This window comes from Priestia megaterium (genome assembly GCF_023824195.1).
In the GTDB taxonomy this organism is placed as follows: domain Bacteria; phylum Bacillota; class Bacilli; order Bacillales; family Bacillaceae_H; genus Priestia; species Priestia megaterium_D.
In genome coordinates, this window is record NZ_CP085442.1 from 3465628 (window position 1) to 3483276 (window position 17649).

General features: G+C 40.0%; 15 protein-coding genes. 2 read left to right on the forward strand and 13 right to left on the reverse strand.

Annotation, left to right across the window (positions count from 1 at the left end; translation table 11 throughout):
• Nucleotide 1: 1 nt before the first annotated feature.
• From LIS78_RS17875 to iolE, 12 genes are all read right to left on the reverse strand, one after another.
• On the reverse strand, nt 2-883 hold the full coding sequence (locus LIS78_RS17875) for a sugar phosphate isomerase/epimerase family protein (RefSeq protein WP_025750868.1): 882 nt from the start codon (nt 881-883) through the stop codon (nt 2-4).
• 89 nt (nt 884-972) lie between these two features.
• Nucleotides 973-2010: a bifunctional inositol 2-dehydrogenase/D-chiro-inositol 1-dehydrogenase gene (gene iolG, locus LIS78_RS17880; protein ID WP_209150307.1), complete on the reverse strand. Its 1038-nt coding sequence runs from the start codon at nt 2008-2010 to the stop codon at nt 973-975.
• Nucleotides 2011-2087: 77 nt separating this feature from the next.
• Nucleotides 2088-3275 (reverse strand): MFS transporter, encoded by a 1188-nt coding sequence (locus LIS78_RS17885; RefSeq protein WP_195782459.1) that lies wholly within the window; start codon nt 3273-3275, stop codon nt 2088-2090.
• Nucleotides 3276-3389: 114 nt separating this feature from the next.
• On the reverse strand, nt 3390-4847 hold the full coding sequence (locus LIS78_RS17890) for a CoA-acylating methylmalonate-semialdehyde dehydrogenase (protein ID WP_013058164.1): 1458 nt from the start codon (nt 4845-4847) through the stop codon (nt 3390-3392).
• Nucleotides 4848-4871: 24 nt separating this feature from the next.
• Nucleotides 4872-5879 carry a 5-dehydro-2-deoxygluconokinase gene (gene iolC / locus LIS78_RS17895; RefSeq protein ID WP_252284113.1) on the reverse strand — a complete coding sequence of 336 codons (1008 nt, stop codon included), beginning with the start codon at nt 5877-5879 and terminating at the stop codon, nt 4872-4874.
• A 15-nt stretch (nt 5880-5894) separates the two neighbouring features.
• The gene (gene iolB / locus LIS78_RS17900) at nt 5895-6713 is read right to left on the reverse strand and encodes a 5-deoxy-glucuronate isomerase (protein ID WP_252284114.1); all 819 of its coding nucleotides are present in this window, start codon (nt 6711-6713) and stop codon (nt 5895-5897) included.
• A 95-nt stretch (nt 6714-6808) separates the two neighbouring features.
• Complete coding sequence (iolD, locus tag LIS78_RS17905) at nt 6809-8731, reverse strand: 3D-(3,5/4)-trihydroxycyclohexane-1,2-dione acylhydrolase (decyclizing) (RefSeq protein WP_209150311.1); 1923 nt, start codon at nt 8729-8731, stop codon at nt 6809-6811.
• Nucleotides 8732-9327: 596 nt separating this feature from the next.
• On the reverse strand, nt 9328-10083 hold the full coding sequence (locus LIS78_RS17910; RefSeq protein WP_013058168.1) for a DeoR/GlpR family DNA-binding transcription regulator: 756 nt from the start codon (nt 10081-10083) through the stop codon (nt 9328-9330).
• Between the two features lie 416 nt (nt 10084-10499).
• Nucleotides 10500-11339 carry a class II fructose-1,6-bisphosphate aldolase gene (gene fba, locus LIS78_RS17915; protein WP_252285355.1) on the reverse strand — a complete coding sequence of 280 codons (840 nt, stop codon included), beginning with the start codon at nt 11337-11339 and terminating at the stop codon, nt 10500-10502.
• Between the two features lie 46 nt (nt 11340-11385).
• Nucleotides 11386-12243, reverse strand: a complete 858-nt coding sequence (gene iolI / locus LIS78_RS17920; RefSeq protein WP_209150313.1) for a 2-keto-myo-inositol isomerase — start codon at nt 12241-12243, stop codon at nt 11386-11388.
• A 22-nt stretch (nt 12244-12265) separates the two neighbouring features.
• A complete protein-coding gene (locus LIS78_RS17925) occupies nt 12266-13684 on the reverse strand; it encodes a sugar porter family MFS transporter (RefSeq protein WP_057234685.1) in 1419 nt (472 codons plus the stop codon).
• Nucleotides 13685-13704: 20 nt separating this feature from the next.
• Nucleotides 13705-14598: a myo-inosose-2 dehydratase gene (iolE, locus tag LIS78_RS17930; protein WP_252284115.1), complete on the reverse strand. Its 894-nt coding sequence runs from the start codon at nt 14596-14598 to the stop codon at nt 13705-13707.
• A 938-nt stretch (nt 14599-15536) separates the two neighbouring features.
• On the opposite strand from iolE, the gene LIS78_RS17935 reads away from it, so the two are divergent.
• Nucleotides 15537-15794, forward strand: coding sequence for an HPr family phosphocarrier protein (locus LIS78_RS17935; RefSeq protein WP_195782452.1), 258 nt, complete (start codon nt 15537-15539; stop codon nt 15792-15794).
• Nucleotides 15795-15955: 161 nt separating this feature from the next.
• On the forward strand, nt 15956-17017 hold the full coding sequence (locus LIS78_RS17940) for an NAD(P)-dependent alcohol dehydrogenase (protein WP_209150317.1): 1062 nt from the start codon (nt 15956-15958) through the stop codon (nt 17015-17017).
• An 80-nt stretch (nt 17018-17097) separates the two neighbouring features.
• Here LIS78_RS17940 and LIS78_RS17945 read toward each other — a convergent pair whose 3' ends face one another.
• Entirely contained in the window at nt 17098-17487 is a 390-nt protein-coding gene (locus LIS78_RS17945) for a MerR family transcriptional regulator (RefSeq protein WP_209150319.1), read from the reverse strand.
• Nucleotides 17488-17649: the final 162 nt, after the last annotated feature.

The window sequence follows — 17649 nt, forward strand, 5'->3', positions numbered from 1 at the left end:
ATTAAATGTTTAGGCCTTCTTTAATATTTAATCCTTCTCTAATTGACTTTAACGTTACTTCGTTTGACCATTCTGGTCGATCAGGGTAGGCAAATACAGAGTTTGTTACGATGCCGTCAAATTTAATTTCTCTTAATTTGCGATACAGTGCGTCAAAATCAATTTCTCCTTCACCAGGATTTAAATGCTGGTGAATCGTTACCTTCGCATCAGGCGGATTTACAATATAGCGCAGTCCAAACGCTGCTTTATGGTTCAGCGTATCAGCTATCAGAACGTGTGCAAGCAAATCACCTGCTTCATCGATATGCTTTGCTACATCACCAATGCCATCGTCATAAAAGAAAGCATGAGGGACAGAATAAACTAATTTAATCCAGTCTTTATCCAGCGCACGAATCATTGCAATAGCTTCTGTATTTAACTCAATAAAATCATTTGGATGCGATTGGAGGTTAAGCTTAATTCCTTCTTTTTCAAAAATCGGCATCAGCTCTTCCATCGATTTAACAAAAGCTGCTTCGCTTTCAACAGGCCGGCTCTTGTCGCCGCTGAATTCACTGTTCATTAAATCTACTTCCAGCTCAGAAGTAATTTCAATTGTACGCTTCCAGTTCCTTACTGCCGCTTCGCGTTCCTGCTCATTTGGTGAAGACCACTGCTGCACCGGAAGCACAGAAGAAATTTTTACCCCAGCATCGGCACAGTATCTTTTTAAGTCTTTTATACGCTGTTTATCAACTTTTGGGTATTCATAAAACCAAATAAAATCTTTGCGCGGAGATAACTCTACGTATTCATAACCTAATCTTGCAACTGTATCAATCGTATCTTTTAAACTTGTATTGTCACGGTAATGTGACGGATCATATGCTAAACGCAATGTAAAACTCCCCTTTCTTTTATGCACACTAGACGTGTCCATCCCCTAAGTTTTAATTAAGCTGTTTCGTAAGCAAAACGTTTTTACGCTTACAGTTTGCCGGCTGCGGTTAACGTTTTATAATAAAAATCCGGACGTTCGCCTAACGAAATAGGAACAATGTTTCCTGATTTTTTCGCTTCTAAGCAAGCATCTGAAGTAACGGCCGCAACGTAACCATCCCATGCTGTTGGTCCATTCACTTCGCCTTTAAGCGTTGAATTAATCCAGTCTTGCAGCTCTGTATCATAAGAGTCGATGAATCGATCTTTCCAATCTACTAAAATTTCAGTAGATTTTTTTGCTTCGCTGCGTAACACGACGCTTGAAGGTTCAGGTAAGTTGGCAATTCCTGTTTCTCCTACTACTTGACATTGAATATCATAGCCGTACTGGCAGTTTACAAAAACCTCAGCATCAATTCGGACGCCTTGCTTTGTTTCAAGCAGCACCATGATTGGATCTTGCAGATGTTCAAGTGCCTTGCTCGTTTTTCGCGGTGCCACGATTTGAACAGATACATAATCGTCATTTAATAACCAGCGCAACACGTCAATTTCGTGGATGAATGTATCAACAATTGACATATCGCCCGTGTATGTATCAGGTACCGTAGGATTTCTGTGTGCGCAGTGAACCATTAATGCTTCACCAATTTGCCCGCTTTCAATCACTTTCTTTAAAGCGCGATACCCTGTATCATAGCGGCGCATATAGCCGACTTGCACCAATGGCTTGCCGTGTGTAATTTCAGCGTCAACGATTCTTTTGCAGCCCTCTGCTGTTGTAGCAAGCGGCTTTTCGCAAAATACAGATTTTCCAGCTTGAATCGCTGCCAGCACAAACTCCTCGTGTGTCGGTCCCCAAGACGTAACAACAACTGCATCTACATCTTTTGACTTAATCAGCTCATGTCCGTCATCATAAATAACGGCATCCAAGTTTTGATTTTTTACAACAGCTTTTGCTTGTTCTTGATTTACATCCGTAACCGCAACAATTTTGCCGCCTGATAATGTATTGGTAATTCTTCTAATATGATCTTGTCCAATTGCTCCTGTTCCAATAACGCCAATTTTTAATACCATAATCAATGGCCTCCTTTAATATGTGAACTTAAATAATAGTGCTTAAAAATAGAAATAGATGCTTGCTGCCATACTTTTTATTTTGCTTTAAAAACTTTATATGACGCTTCTTTCTTATCCCATGCCGCTGCAAAAACAGTAGCAGTTAACCCTAAGGCTGCTGCAAAAAAGAAGCCTGCTTTAAGTCCCATCCAAGAATTTAATATTCCTGCAGCAAAAGGACCTCCGAATATTCCTAACGCATACAGCGCTTGGTAGCCTCCCATCGCCGTAGCTCTTTTTTCTACAGCTATTCTTTCAATAGACATTCCTAACATAAGAGGAAACACTAATCCTAATGAAAAACCGTTCACACTTTGAATGATACAAAGCAAAAGTTTATTTTCCGTCATAGGAATCATACAGGTAAAGAATGCGGCCAGAAAAAATGCGGCCTTCAAGATGCTCCATTTTCCAAAGCGCCAAACAAATAGCTTTTCCATAATAAGAGGAGCAGCTGCATGAGGGATCATAAAGGAAAAGACAATCAAACTCAGCTCGCTCTCTCTAAATCCTGCGCTTAATGCGTACGCAGGAGTAAAACCAAACATAGTCGTGAAAATAATGCTGTGTGCTAAAATAGACAGCAGCGAAATTTTTAATAGCGAAGGCTCTTTTATTACGCCGATTAATTCCTTAAGCTTTATAGGCGATCTCTTTATGTTCTGTTTAGGCTCGTGAATGAAAAGAGAAAGAACGGCGCCTATTACACTCAAGATCGTCCCTATCCAAAACGGAGCGTGCCATCCCCACTTACTCACGATGTAACCGCTTAAACTCATGCCCAAAAGCTGAGCCAAAACCACTATAAATGAGATGATATTCATAGCACGAGTAGTTTTTTCACGTTCAAAGTAGCTTGAATATAAAATCGTAAAGGCAACCCACGTTGCCGCTGCCAATCCAGCTAAACAGCGTGATATAAACACGCCTATTAAGCTATCGGTCAACGAAAATAGCAGGCAGCTCGACATGCTGGCTATCATGCCGAAGATAACAAACGGTTTTCTCATTTTCACAAAGTCTGAAAAGATCCCGAGCGGAAGGCGACATAACAGCTGCATGAGTCCATAGCTGCTTAACACTAAACCAATAAAGGCATACTTGCCTCCTAGCCCTTCCATATAAGGAGACAAAATAGGTACGTAAATAAACTGCGAGAACCAAAAGATAAACGAAACAGCTGCAAAAAGATATTTATCTTTGACGGTACTTATAGCACTCAACTAATCACTTCCATTTTGTTACTACGAAAAAACCGACTTTTATTTTTTTTATTAGATTGTACTACAGGGTACTAGCAAATGTCGCTAGTATCCCATAGTACAATAAGTGAATTCTTAGTAGCGGGCCGTAACCATTTTCTTTCTTGTATAGAACTCTACGCCGTCCGTACCGTTGGCATGAAGATCGCCGTAGAAAGAGTCTTTCCAGCCTGAGAATGGGAAAAACGCCATAGGTGCTGGCACCCCTACATTCACTCCTAGCATGCCTGACTCAATATTTTCACGGAACTCCCGTACGCTTGCGCCGCTGTCTGTATAGATACAAGCTCCGTTTGCGAATCGGGAGTTATTGGCAACGTCAATTGCTTCTTCTAACGTTTTTACACGTACGATAGAAAGCACCGGTGCAAAGATTTCATCTTGCCAGATTTTCATTTCTTGTGTAACGTTATCAAAAATAGTTGGTCCAACAAAATAGCCGTTCTCTTTTACTGCATGATCTTCACGGCCGTCACGAACTAAGCGAGCTCCTTCTTCTACGCCAGATTCAATATAGCTAAGCGTACGTTCTTTATGGTTTTCACGAATAACCGGTCCTAAGAAAACATCTTTTTCTAATCCGTTTCCAATGACGATGTTGTTTGACTCTTGAACAAGTCGTGAAATTAATTCATCTGCCACGTCTTCTTGCACCGTTACGACAGATGCTGCCATGCAGCGTTCACCTGCTGATCCGAAAGCAGCTCCGATAATTTGTTTTGTTGCTACGTTTAAGTCAGCATCGTTTAATACGATTGAGTGGTTTTTAGCACCCGCTAATGCTTGAACACGCTTTAAGTTTTCTGTACCTTTTTTATACACATATTCAGCTACTGGCTGCGAACCTACAAACGAAATAGCTTTCACTAATTTATGTTCAAGAAGGCCATTTACCACATCATGCGCGCCGTTTACAATGTTTAATACGCCTTTTGGCAATCCAGCTTCTTCAAATAATTCTACTAATCTTGCTGCTAAAAGCGGCGTGCGCTCAGACGGCTTTAATACAAATGTATTACCGCAAGCAATTGCAAGAGGGAACATCCAGCAAGGAACCATCATTGGGAAGTTGAACGGCGTGATCCCGCCAATAACGCCGATTGGATAACGATACATGCCAGACTCAATGCCAGTTGCAATGTCAGGAAGCTGTTTTCCCATCATTAACGTAGGAGCACCTGCTGCAAATTCTACGCATTCAATTCCGCGCTGTACTTCTCCGCGCGCTTCATTAAAGCTTTTTCCGTTTTCGAGCGTCACAAGTTTTGCTAACTCGTCCCAGTTATCTACTAATAGCTGCTGATATTTAAATAAGATACGCGCACGTTTTGGCACCGCAGTTTTTGACCATCCTTTGAATGCTTCATTCGCAGCTTGCACCGCTTGATCTACATCTGCTTTTGTTGAAAGAGGCACCTCTGCAATGACTTCACCCGTTGCAGGGTTATAAACTGGTTCTGTAAGACTTGTAGATGAATCCACCCATTCGCCGCCAATATAGTTTTTTACTGTTTTTACTGTTGTTTGTGTCATGTTCATTCTCCTCTCAATTTTTGATTACGCTTGTTGCAGTACTTCTTCAGCTGTTTCCATAAACTGCTTAATTTCTTCTACAGTTGGCATTGCATCGGAAGAGCTGTGTTTTGAAATAACGATGGAAGCAGAAGCACCGCCAAATCTCATAGCTTCAGGAATTGTAAACCCTTGCATTAATCCGTAAATAAAGGCAGATGCGTAGGAGTCGCCAGCTCCAAATGTTTTGAGCACTTTTGTTTTAAAGATGCCGCCTCGATGAGACTGGCCGTCTTTTGTATAAGCAATCGACCCTTCTCCTCCGTGCTTGATGACAACAATCTTAGCATGATGAGAAAACCATCGTTCAGCTGTAACTTGATCATTTGATTCTTCATAATTTAAAAGCTTTTCCATCATATCGAATTCTTCTCGCGTACCGATAATCACGTCTGATTTTTCTGCTGCTAAATTATAGTAGACGGCCGTTTCAGCTTCTGACTCCCACGTATACGGGCGGTAGTCAACATCAAAGAATACAACCACGCTATGTTTTCTCGCATATTCAAGAGCAAGAAACACAGCTTCTCTTGAAGGATTTTTAGCAAGAGCAGTTCCAGAGATGAGCAGCGCTTTTGATTGCTTGATGTACTCTTCAGAAACTTCCGTTGGATCAAGCTTTAAATCTGCCACGTTATCACGGTACATAAGGATGCTGCATTCTTCAGGACTTTTTATTTCAGTAAAGGCCAGTCCGGTTACGGCTCCTGTTTGATCAACTACAATGCCTTCTGTGTTGATGTTATGTTGATTTAAATATCTGGTGCTGAAGCGGCCCATTTGGTCATTTGACACTTTTCCAATAAAGCCTGTCTTCATTCCAAGTCTAGAAAGACCAATAGCAATGTTAGCAGGAGATCCTCCTACGTATTTTGTAAACGTCATCGTGTCTTCCATCGGGCGATTAAATTCATTTGCATTTAAGTCGATGCAAAGCCTTCCTACTGCAAGAAGGTCAAATCGCTTTTGCGAATCGAATGTTAAATAACTCATAGTCACGTCGTCTCCTTACTTTAATGCTAATTTTTCTTCCATAATCCATTCATGATCTTTGCTATTATTAAATTTCCATGTTCGAACAGGACCAGCCATGACGTTTAAATAATAAACTTCATAACCCGGAGGAGCAGATACCGGGTGATAGCCTTTAGGAACCAAGACTGCATCTCCATCTTTAATGACCATTGTTTCATCTAGAGATTGATCGTCCGTATATACCCGTTGAATCGCAAATCCATGTCCTGGGTTAACTTTATGATAGTACGTCTCCTCTAAATACGATTCATGCGGCAAGTTATCTTGATCGTGCTTATGAGGAGGATAGCTTGACCAGTTTCCTTCCGGCGTAAACACTTCGACTACTAGCAGACTATCAGCCGGCTTTTGTTCTGGAAGAATGTTATGGACTTGTCTCGCGATATTTCCTGCTCCGCGATGCTCTACGCCCACATCCTGCGGCGTAATTAAACGAGCAGGGTATGTACCTTTTCCAGGTGCTGCGCACACCGCAATTTCCAAGTCGGTTACAGCTTCTACTTCATAGTGATCATCATTCGATACATATACGGAGTACGGAGGGATTTTTTCAAAGATATCCATTCGCTGTCCGATGTTTTCCCATTTCTCTTCTTTTGTAGAAACGTTGGACTTACCGGTTAAAATCACAATACAAATCTCTTGATTTTCCGTGTTCTTTTTAAGCTTTTGACCTTTTTTTAATGAGTAAACGTCAAAGCCAATGTGCTCCCATCCTGCAGATTGTGGGGTGATGCTTAGTACGTTTCCATCACTGTCAGCTGTTTTTGTTGGTACGATTAAATCAGCCATTACTTTCCACACCTTTCTATTTCTTATTTTTTAACGTGTTTATGCTAGGGACACTCTTTAACCGAGTAAGCTAAAGCTTCTAGTTTTTTAAGAGCTTAATATTTTCTTGCTTTTTGCAACTGGCTTTCTTTGCCTTCAAACGCCGTTTGAACGTCTGAGCTTTCAGATACGGCTGCTACTCCTACATGCCACCAAGAATCGTAGCCGTCCGTCATTGTTTTTGGAAGAACTTTAATGTCAATCAGTGTACTAACACTTTGCTTTTTTGAATCTTCAATGGCACATTCAAGCTCTTCCATCGTATACACTTCATATGTTTTTGCTCCGTACGCAGCTCCAGATTGAGCAAAGTTGATGCGCATAATATCTCCATCAAGCTGCCCCGTTCGTGGATTACGAACGCGGAATTCTGTGCCGAAGCTTTCAATTCCATTATCCATTTGCAAGTTGTTGATGCAGCCAAAGCCGGAATTATCAAAAAGAACAATATTTATTTTAATTCCTTCTTGAATGCTCGTTACCAGCTCACTATGAAGCATTAAGTAGCTTCCGTCTCCTACCATCGCATACACTTCTTTATCCGGCTCAGCCATCTTAGCGCCCAAGGCAGAAGCAATTTCATAGCCCATGCATGAATATCCGTATTCAAGGTGATACGTATTACGTTCATTTGAGATCCACATGCGCTGAAGGTCACCCGGGAGGCTTCCCGCTGCACATGTAATAATAGAATCAGGTGCAATTAGTTCGTTTACTTTACCTAGCACAGTCGTTTGGACAAGTTCGGTGCTCAGGCTATCTTTATACTCCGACAGGCTTTGATCAAAATGCCCTTTAATTTCCGGAATAAATTCTTCGCCTGTGTATGCAATATTTTTTAGACGAGTCAGCTCTTGATTCCACTCTGATTTGGCTTCTTCAATTTCAGTTTCATAGCCTGATTTATAGCCTTCTAATGCAGACGAAAGAACTTCAAGACCCACTTTGGCATCCGCGACAATTTTAGTAGCCTCCAATTTTGATGCGTGAAATTCAGAAATGTTAATGGTTAATACATCCGTCTCAGCGTAAAACAGCTTTGAAGAAGTCGTAAAATCTGTAAAACGTGTACCCACACCAATAATTAAATCCGCTGATTGCGCTATTTTATTAGCAGCGCTGTTACCCGTTACGCCAACTCCTCCTAGATTTAAAGGGTGATTGCTTTCAAGACCGCTTTTTCCAGCTTGCGTTTCGCTAAACGGAATATGAAACTTTTCAGCAAATGCAGCAAATGTATCCGCAGCCTCTGAATAACGAACGCCGCCTCCTAAAATAAGAAGAGGCTTTTTCTTTGATTTAATCAGCTCCACCGCATTTCTAATACTTTCTTGCGAAGGCTCGCGGCGTTCAATCAGGTGGGTACGCTCACGGAAGAAACTTTCTGGAAAATCCCACGCTTCCCCTTGTACATCCTGCGGCAGCGCGATTGTAACGGCTCCTGTATCTGCCGGATCTGTTAATACACGCATCGCATTGATCATAGCCGACATCAGCTGTTCTGGACGGCTGACTCGATCCCAGTACTTGCTGACGGACCGGAAGGCATCATTTGTAGAAAGAGATAAATCATGCGTTTGTTCAATTTGTTGAAGAACCGGATCCGGCTGGCGAGTTGCAAACACATCGCTTGGCAAAAGCAGCACCGGAATATTGTTTGCAGTAGCCGTCGCAGCCGATGTAACCATATTCGCTGAGCCTGGACCAACGGAAGAAGAGCAGGCCATGATTTGCTTTCGATGTTTTTGTTTTGCAAAAGCTACTGCAGCATGAGCCATTCCCTGCTCGTTTCTGCCTTGATACACTTCAAGCTCCCCTGGGTTTTCCTGCAGCGCTTGCCCGATCCCCACCACATTTCCATGTCCAAAAATGGTGAATACTCCTTTGATGAAACGCTCTTTTTTTCCATCAAACTCTACATATTGCTGATTTAGAAATTTTACTAAAGCTTGACTAGTTGTTAACCTTATCGTTTTCATATACCTTCCTACCTTATCTTCTGAAATTAATCACCATCAGATTGATTTTTCTACCCTTTTTTCTCTTTTTTAAATGAAATCGATTTCATTCCATGTGATAAATGAGGTTCTATCCTCTTACTTCCTAGCTCTTTCCTTTGTTTCAGCTACTATTTAGCGATGAGACAAATACTTTCAATCCCTGTACTTTTTAATACTTGAAGATGGAGAAAAGCTCGAAAATTCATCATAAATTCCACTTTCTAATGAAATCGATTTCATTTGGTGTTAAAAAAATATTTTTCAAACTCCATCCTTAACTTCCCCATCAATTTTTCATGTTCTGTCTTACCTGTAAAACCAATCTTATTATACATTTAGCTTCGTTCGATGAAATCGATTTCATCTAGTTTTAAAAGCGCTTTCTTATCTATGAACCTAGTTTATAATATTCAGTTTACTTTGTAAACACTTTTTTAAAAATTTTGTTAGTTTATCTTTTTATTCACTGTAACCGCTTTATAGAGGAGCACGATGTGAAGAAAAAAGAAAAGGCATACTTCTATGTATGCCTACTGGCTCTAGATCTAAGCATATGTATAATACCTCAAAAACACTTATTCTTCCGCAAGGATAAGTGTAATCTCATTTTCTTTTGCATAGTGCTGATAGCTGACGTCCACTTTATCTGTAATTAAATAATCCACTTCATGCAGCTGACAATACGTAATCATTGCATACTTATCAAATTTCGTATGATCTGCTAATAAAAACACTTTTGTACTTCTTTTTATGACCGTTTCTTTGATTTCACTTTCAACGGGCGATGAATTGGTAACCCCATTTGATATGGAAATACCCGTAGAAGCCATAAATACTTTATCAAAGTTGTAGTTCTTTACAGGATTGGCATGGTTAAAGCTTGAAAATGATTGAGTTTCACGCTCAAGATAGCCGCCCGTAGAAATTACTTTTAACGCATCAAAAGGCAAGGCTTTTACTATAACATCTAAACTATTTGTAACAATCGTTATCGATTTGTCTTTTAGAAATTCAATCATTTCTAACGTGGTGGTTCCTGAATCAATAAAGATGACGTCTCCGTCTTCTACGTACTGAGCTGCCGTTTTGGCAATTAAACGCTTTTGAAACTGGTTTCTTGTTTGTCTTTCATTAAATGATTCCAGCTTCACATGATTAACGGCTACTCCGCCATATACTTTTTTAATATGCCCTTCATCCACTAACTTTTGAACGTCGCGTCGAATCGTGTTTTTGGAGACTTCAAACACCGAAACCAAATCATCTAATGAGACAGATTCATGTTCAAAAACATACTCTTGAATTTGTTGAATTCGCTTCGTTTTTAACATTTCTACCTCCCCCGCTTATCTTTCTTTTCGCTTTTTTGTTATTTACTATTATAACCTTTACAAAAGGCATTTTCTAGAAGAGTAACTGCTAAAACAAAGAGAGTTTGAGACATAACTACATCAATTTCAGCTAAAGACAAACAAGTTAGATACATAAGCTAGTATAAATCGTTTGTTGCACCGCTGGTGATTTTCGTGCAAGGCTTCGCTTCCTGCGGGGTCTCACCTCTTCCGCTTTTCCGGCAGGAGTCTTCGCCTTCCCCTCCAATCAACAGCTAGAAGTAACTACATACCTGAAACCTACGCTCATCATCACCATGAAAAAATCCGAACGAGTTTGATTCTCCATCAAGAATCTCCATTCATCGTTCGGATCTTGCTTCAACTATAATGCTTTTGTCCCAGCCTCTTTTTTATTAAGCCTTATGACTTGTATGAAACTCTCTCATTTTCTCTTTTACAGTCGCCATAACCGCTTCTTTTCCCGGTGTAAGAATGGTTCGCGGATCATACACTGCACTGTCGCTTTCCAATGTTTGACGGACAGCGCGCGTCCAGGCCTGAAGGCACTCTGTGTTCACATTGATTTTCGCATGTCCAAGAGCTATTGCTTTTTGAATTTGATAGTTTGGTATACCGGAACCGCCGTGTAAAACCAGCGGTACATCTGTTAAGTCAGCTATTTCTTTCATTTCATCAAAGCCTAGCTGCGGTTCGCCTTGGTACTGTCCGTGAACTGAACCTAAAGCAGCCGCTAACGCATCGACTCCCGTTTCTTTTACAAGACGCAGACATTCGGCAGGGGCAGCGTACACGATGTTGCCAACAAGCCCGTCTTCCATGCCTCCGACTGTTCCAACTTCGGCTTCAACGGAGACATACTGAGCAGCAGCATAGTCTACTACTTGCTTAGTCATGGCAATATTTTCATCAATTGGATAATGAGAACCGTCAAACATGACCGAGCTAAACCCAGCGTCGATAGCTTTTTTACACCTTTCTACACTCATACCGTGATCTAAGTGAAGCGCGACAGGAACAGTAATATTCATTTCCTCTAACAAACCTTCGATCATGCCTACAATCGTTTTAAATCCGCCTAAATAGTCCACAAGCCTGTCTGAAACGGCTGCAATGACAGGCGCTTTTTCCTCTTCGGCAGCTTGTAAAATGGCTTGTGCCCACTGCAGGCTGTTAATATTATACTGACCAACCGCATAGTTTCCTTTTTTAGCGGCATGAAGCATATCTTTCATTGATACTAGTTTTGAAGATACTAACGTCACCGACTGACACTCCTTATCATGAATATGATTTTGTTGTTTGAAAGCTGTAGTATTCCGAGATAGCCTTAATGGTTGTCTCTTTAGCTGTCTTAATTGCTTCTTCTGCGCTTAATTGATAATATTCAGGTCGAAATAGCTCTACAGATACCGCATCATTATAGCCTTTTTCTTTTAATGTTGAGAAAATAGCATCTAAATCAATCGCTCCTAGACCTGGCCATACTCGGTCTTCATCTGTTAAGAAGCCAATAGGAAAATCTTCCGTGTCATCAATATGAACGATAAATATTTTAGAAATATCCGCTTGTTTTAAGTCTTCTAGTTTTGATCCCATTGCATGGAAGTGGAAGCAGTCAAGTACTAAGCCTACGTTATCGTGGTTTACAGCTTGAACAATATCATAAGCTTGATCAAACGTATTAACCGTGCACTGAGGGTGTCCTACAAACTCAACGGCGATTTTAACTCCGTAAGGTTCAGCCAATTCCGATAATTCATTCAGCACTTGTACGCAGCTATTCTTAATCTCTGCTTTTACTATTTTTTGTTCCGTTACTAAAGGAACGGCTACAATATACTGAGCACCTATCTTTTGAGCGGTTTCTAGCATACTCTTAAACTCTTCTATCACTGCCTGGTACTCTTTTTCACTGCGGTTATTAAAGAAGACTAAAGCGTTCAACGCTAGCGGTTTAATATGATTTGTATTAAAAAACTGCGCTAAATCATCCATTGAGTGACTTTCTAAATACTCAGGCAGCTTATCCATTGTACGAATTTCGATATAATCATATCCGTGCTTGTTGCAATACTCAAGGTCCTTTACAAGATTTGAATTTTCTAATGTTGTTGCTTCGTTAAAACATAGTTTCATAATCATTCTCTCCATTCTTTGTTTAAATAATTTTATTGTCATTCATGACGTCAGCGTCTTCATTATCGTAGCTGCGGAACCTTTGCTCCAGTTCTTCAAGTGTAAGCCCTTTCGTTTCCGGTAAAAACTTTTTAACAAATAAAATCGCTCCGATTCCGAGTACAACAAAAACAAAAAACGTAGTGGATAAGCCAATGCTGGCCAGTAAAACCGGAAACGTTAATCCTACAAGGAAGTTAATTCCCCACAGACAAAATACGGTAACACCCATTCCTAAGCCTCTTAATCGTAAAGGGAAAATTTCTGAAAGCATTAGCCAGGTTACCGGAGATATAGCTCCTTGCTGAAACGCGAGGAACGTAATCGTTAGTGCTAATACGATATATGGAAGTGCCGCAGATCCTTCAAATACAAGAGAAAATATGCCAATCAGCAGCAGGGCAGTAGTGGTTCCCACTAACCCAGTTATAAGCATTGGTCTGCGCCCTACTTTACCTAACAGCCAAATCCCTACAAAAGTGGCTAAAACGGAGATGACTCCATTTCCGATATTTCCAATAAGAGCAGCTTCTGTTTGAAAACCTGCGTCTTTTAAAATTTCAGTGCCGTAATACATGATGGAGTTTACGCCGGTAATTTGCTGTACGACAGCAATTCCAATACCAAGGAAAACGACTCTTCGAACCCACGGAGTTGTTAAATCTTTAAACGTTGCTTTTTCCATTTTTGCTTCTTGCTCGTAAGCGCTCTCAATCTCCTGCAGCTCTGATTTGGCTCTTTTACTTTCTCGTATCTTTTGAAGAACCGTTAGCGCTTCGTTATTTTTCCCTTTTGACACAAGCCAGCGCGGACTTTCTGGTACTCTAAGCATGCCAAAGAATAAAAAGACAGCTGGAATGGCAGCGATTGGCAGCATATATCGCCAAACGTGAGGGTTTTCTCCTAGCATATTTCCGATAATCGCGTTAAACGTAAAGGCAAGAAGTTGACCAGTAACGATCATAAGTTCATTTTGAGTTACCATTTTTCCTCGACTTTCAGCTGGTGACATTTCAGCTAAATATGTCGGTACGGTAACAGATGCGCCCCCTACAGCAAGTCCTAATAGGAAACGGCAAAGAATCATAATGGCTGCGTTTGGCGAAATTGTACATCCAATTGTGGAAACAAAAAATAGAATGGCGAGATACAGAATCGTTTTACGCCGCCCGTTATAATCTGCTAGCCTGCCGCCTACTACCGCACCAAATGCAGCACCAAATAACAGAGCGCTCGTTACAAGACCTTGAGTAAAAGAGTTGAGATTCAATTGATCAGATTCAGACATATAAGGCAGTGCCCCATTAATAACTCCCGTGTCATATCCAAAAAGCAGTCCACCAAACGTAGAAACTAAAATGATCGTACGTAAAAATGAATGTTGATTTCCCTGTTTACCCATGCTAATTCCCCCGTCTTATTTTAAGAATGAATAACTAACTTTTCGTTAATGTACTTTCGGGCCATTAAAGCATATTCCAATGGATGCGCAATGGAAGGGTCCTGTTCCGCCTCAACCACAATCCATCCTTTGTAATTATAGTCAACTAACGCTTTATACACGTTTGTAAAATCTACACATCCATCACCCGGCACGGTAAACATACCCGCTAGAAACGACTGCAAAAATGACTTTCCTTCTCGCTTGCACTGCTCTAGTACGTTTCTTCTTGCATCCTTAAAATGAACGTGTTTAATACGATCTATATGTTTATGTAATAGCTCCATATAGTCTCCGTCAGAAACATAAATATGTCCCGTATCATATAGGAGATGAACATGATTTGCGTCCGTTCCTTCCATTAACCGATCAATTTCAGCTAATGTTTGTACACCTGTTCCCATATGGTGATGATAGACAAGGTGTAAACCGTATTCTGCTGCGATTTTTCCCAGCTCATTTAATCCTGCACATAAAGCTTCCCATTCTTGATCACTGAAATAAGGTTTTTCAGCAAAAACATTTCTTTCAATCCCTTGAACACTGTAAGTTTGCTCAGATACGACCGCCACGTCAGCATCCACTTCCTGTAGATACTGACAATGTTTGTGAAATAAACTTAACGTTTCCTCTATGCCATCACGAATGATAAAACTGCTAAACCATTGACCCGCAATTCTTAAATTTCGAAGCTCAAGCTCTTTGTTTAATATGCTTGGTTCAGGAAAAAAACCTCCCACTTCTGTTCCTTGAAAGCCCGCTACGACGATATCGCTTAACAGATGCTGCAATGTGTTTTCTGCACCAATTTCAGGAATATCATCATTTCTCCAGCCGATTGGAGCAATTCCCCACAAAATATTTTCGTTTCCCATTTTGATTCCTCTTTTCCCCTTATTGTGTAATGCTGCCTCACTAGCAATAGATAGTGATAAAACTTACCAATCTTATAACTCTACAAATGAAATCGATTTCATTTGTAGATAAAAAAACTCTTTTGTTATGTGTTGGTTAAATATTGGTTAAGTTTGAATTAATATTAATATTAAAAACGCTTTCAGTCAATAATAAAATTTCAGAATTTTTTATACACTGCATCTGCCTAAAGGCTTATTCCTTCTAAAAATGCTGGTTATAAAAGATATCACATCCACTTATATAACCACACAAAAAAGCTTTGTCTACTGTTATTTCAACAATAGACAAAGCTTTTATCAGCGAAGTTATATTTCTTATTTTAATAGCATTATTATTTAGTATGAATTTATGGAATGGATTTATAAAAAAATGACCTGCATCTTTTTATAATCAGTTTCCTTTTACTTTTATAATAGCTTCTCCGTAGCTTGTCATTGACGTTTTAAATTCAGTTATGAACTTCTCTACTTTTAAAATAGATTTTTTCATTTCATCGTCCCCTTTGCCTCTTATATAGCTCTATTATCAACAATTGTCTGCTGTTTGACAAAGTCAGTGGAAACGGAAACATTCCGCATGAAAACGTACACATACCTGTTAAAAGAGGCAAATCTTCTCATTTGCTTAGTATTTCATCATTTTTCTTTCTTTTTTGGGGTCTCTTCTTACGTGTTTTGCTCATCCAACAAAAGGATTTATGAGAACTTTCCTTTAAAAGCGGCATTACGCTTCGCTCGCATTCCCTCATACTAACAGCAGGATCACTATGTGCATTAACATTAGGCTTAGCTTTTATTCCCTTTCCTCTTTTTATCCAAATTACCTCTTGCATTAAAGTAGGCTTTAACGTTTAAGCTAGTTTTATAGCTTTAAAAAACAAAAAAGGAGAAATACTATGGTGATTAAAAGGATTACGGTGCAACTCCCCGGCGGACTTCAGGCTAGACATACAGCTTTATTTGTACATAGAGCTTTCTCTTTTAAAAGTGACATTCTTCTTGCGAAAGACGGAAAATCTGCGAATGCCAAAAGCATAATGAAGGTTATGGAGCTAGCTGTTAACGAAGGAGATGAAATTACCTTAATGACAGGTGGAATCGATGAACACGCCGCCGCTCGCACTCTTGAAGAATTTCTTTTAACTAAAACATAGATAAAAAGCTGCTACACTATTCCTTACTCTCCTTTTTTCATAAAATCATAGAAAGCAAGAGTTTTTTTAAAAAAACTCTTGCTTTAAAGTCGACTTTAACGTTTAAGCTAGTGTTGTAGCTTTTAAATACATCAAATTACGAAAGGATTGTGTTTTTACTTATGTGTAATAATCATCAACATACAACAACATCACGTGTTTTAAGTGCGCCGCATGCAAAGGCAAAATTTGAGAATACGACGATTGAACGCAGAGAACTGCGAGCAGATGACGTTTTAATTGATATTAAGTTTAGCGGCATCTGTCACTCTGATATTCATAGTGCATTTGATGAGTGGGGCGGCGGAATGTTCCCGATGGTTCCTGGTCACGAAATCGCCGGAGTAGTTGAAGCTGTTGGAGAAAACGTAACAAAATACAAGGTTGGCGATCGCGTGGGCGTTGGATGTTTCGTTGACTCTTGCGGAGAGTGCGAGTACTGTGTGAACGGTGACGAGCAATACTGTACAAAAGGCGTTGTTCAAACGTATAATTCGTTGGATTACGACGGAAATCCTACATACGGCGGCTACAGCCAAAAAATCGTCGTAAAAGAAGGATTCGTTGTTCGTATTCCTGATAATTTAAGTATGGATGCAGCAAGTCCTCTTCTATGTGCAGGGATTACAACATTTTCTCCGTTAAAGCACTGGAATGCTGGTCCTGGCAAAAAAGTTGCGATTGTAGGAATGGGCGGTCTTGGACATGTTGCGATTCAATTTGCACATGCAATGGGTGCTGAAGTTACGGTATTGAGCCGTTCTAACAATAAAAAAGAAGAAGCTCTAAGCTTTGGTGCAGATCATTATTTTGCAACAAGTGATGAGACGACATTTACTGAATTAGCGGGTCGCTTTGACCTTATCTTAAACACGGTATCGGCTAACCTGAACGTGGATCAATACTTATCATTACTTCGCGTAGATGGAACGCTTGTTAACGTTGGCGCACCTGCTAACCCAGATCAATACAGCGTATTCTCACTTATCATGGGACGTCGCAGCATTGCTGGTTCACTTGTAGGCGGCATTCGTGAAACACAAGAAATGCTTGATTTTGCGGCTGAACACGGCGTTGCTCCTATGATTGAAGTTATCGATGCTAATCAAGTAGACGAAGCGTACGAGCGCGTTCTTAGCAGCGATGTTCGCTATCGATTTGTTATTGACATTTCTACACTGTAAATTTAGAGAAAAGCGGGCAGCTAATTGGATTAGCTGCCCGCTTTTTATTTCTTTATAAAATAAGAAAAACAAACGGTAAATTAGGCTTTAGATGAAAGCTCTTCCTGATACTTTTGTTCTAATTTATCATAGTAGTCAATTTTCGTTTCAACTTTTCTAAAAGCTGCGTCCAGCTCTCTTTGTTTTTCCATCATTTTCTCTCTATGCTTTTTAAATATCTGCTTGCGCAAACCGATTGTATCATCGCCTTCTTGTGTTAATTCAACAATTTTACGTAATTCTAAAAGAGCGATATCCGTTTTTCGTAAGCAAATAATAAATTCTAGCCACTCGATATCGGACTCGCTAAAAATACGATTTCCGTTCTCGTCTCTTTTTATAAAAGGTAAAAGCCCTTGCTGTTCGTAGTATCGAAGCGTATGCGTAGGCAGCCCTACCTTTGCAGCGGCCTCTTTAATATGATATTCCATTCCACTATACCTCCATCGCCATTCTTAGTACGGCGTTTGCTTTATGTATCTAAGCTTCCCTTTTCACGGGCGCTTTCAACTCATTTTCTAGGTTTCAACTTTATATTTAGCTTCAATAGTATTATAAACATTAAAGTAAACAGTAAGGCAACTTATAAAGAG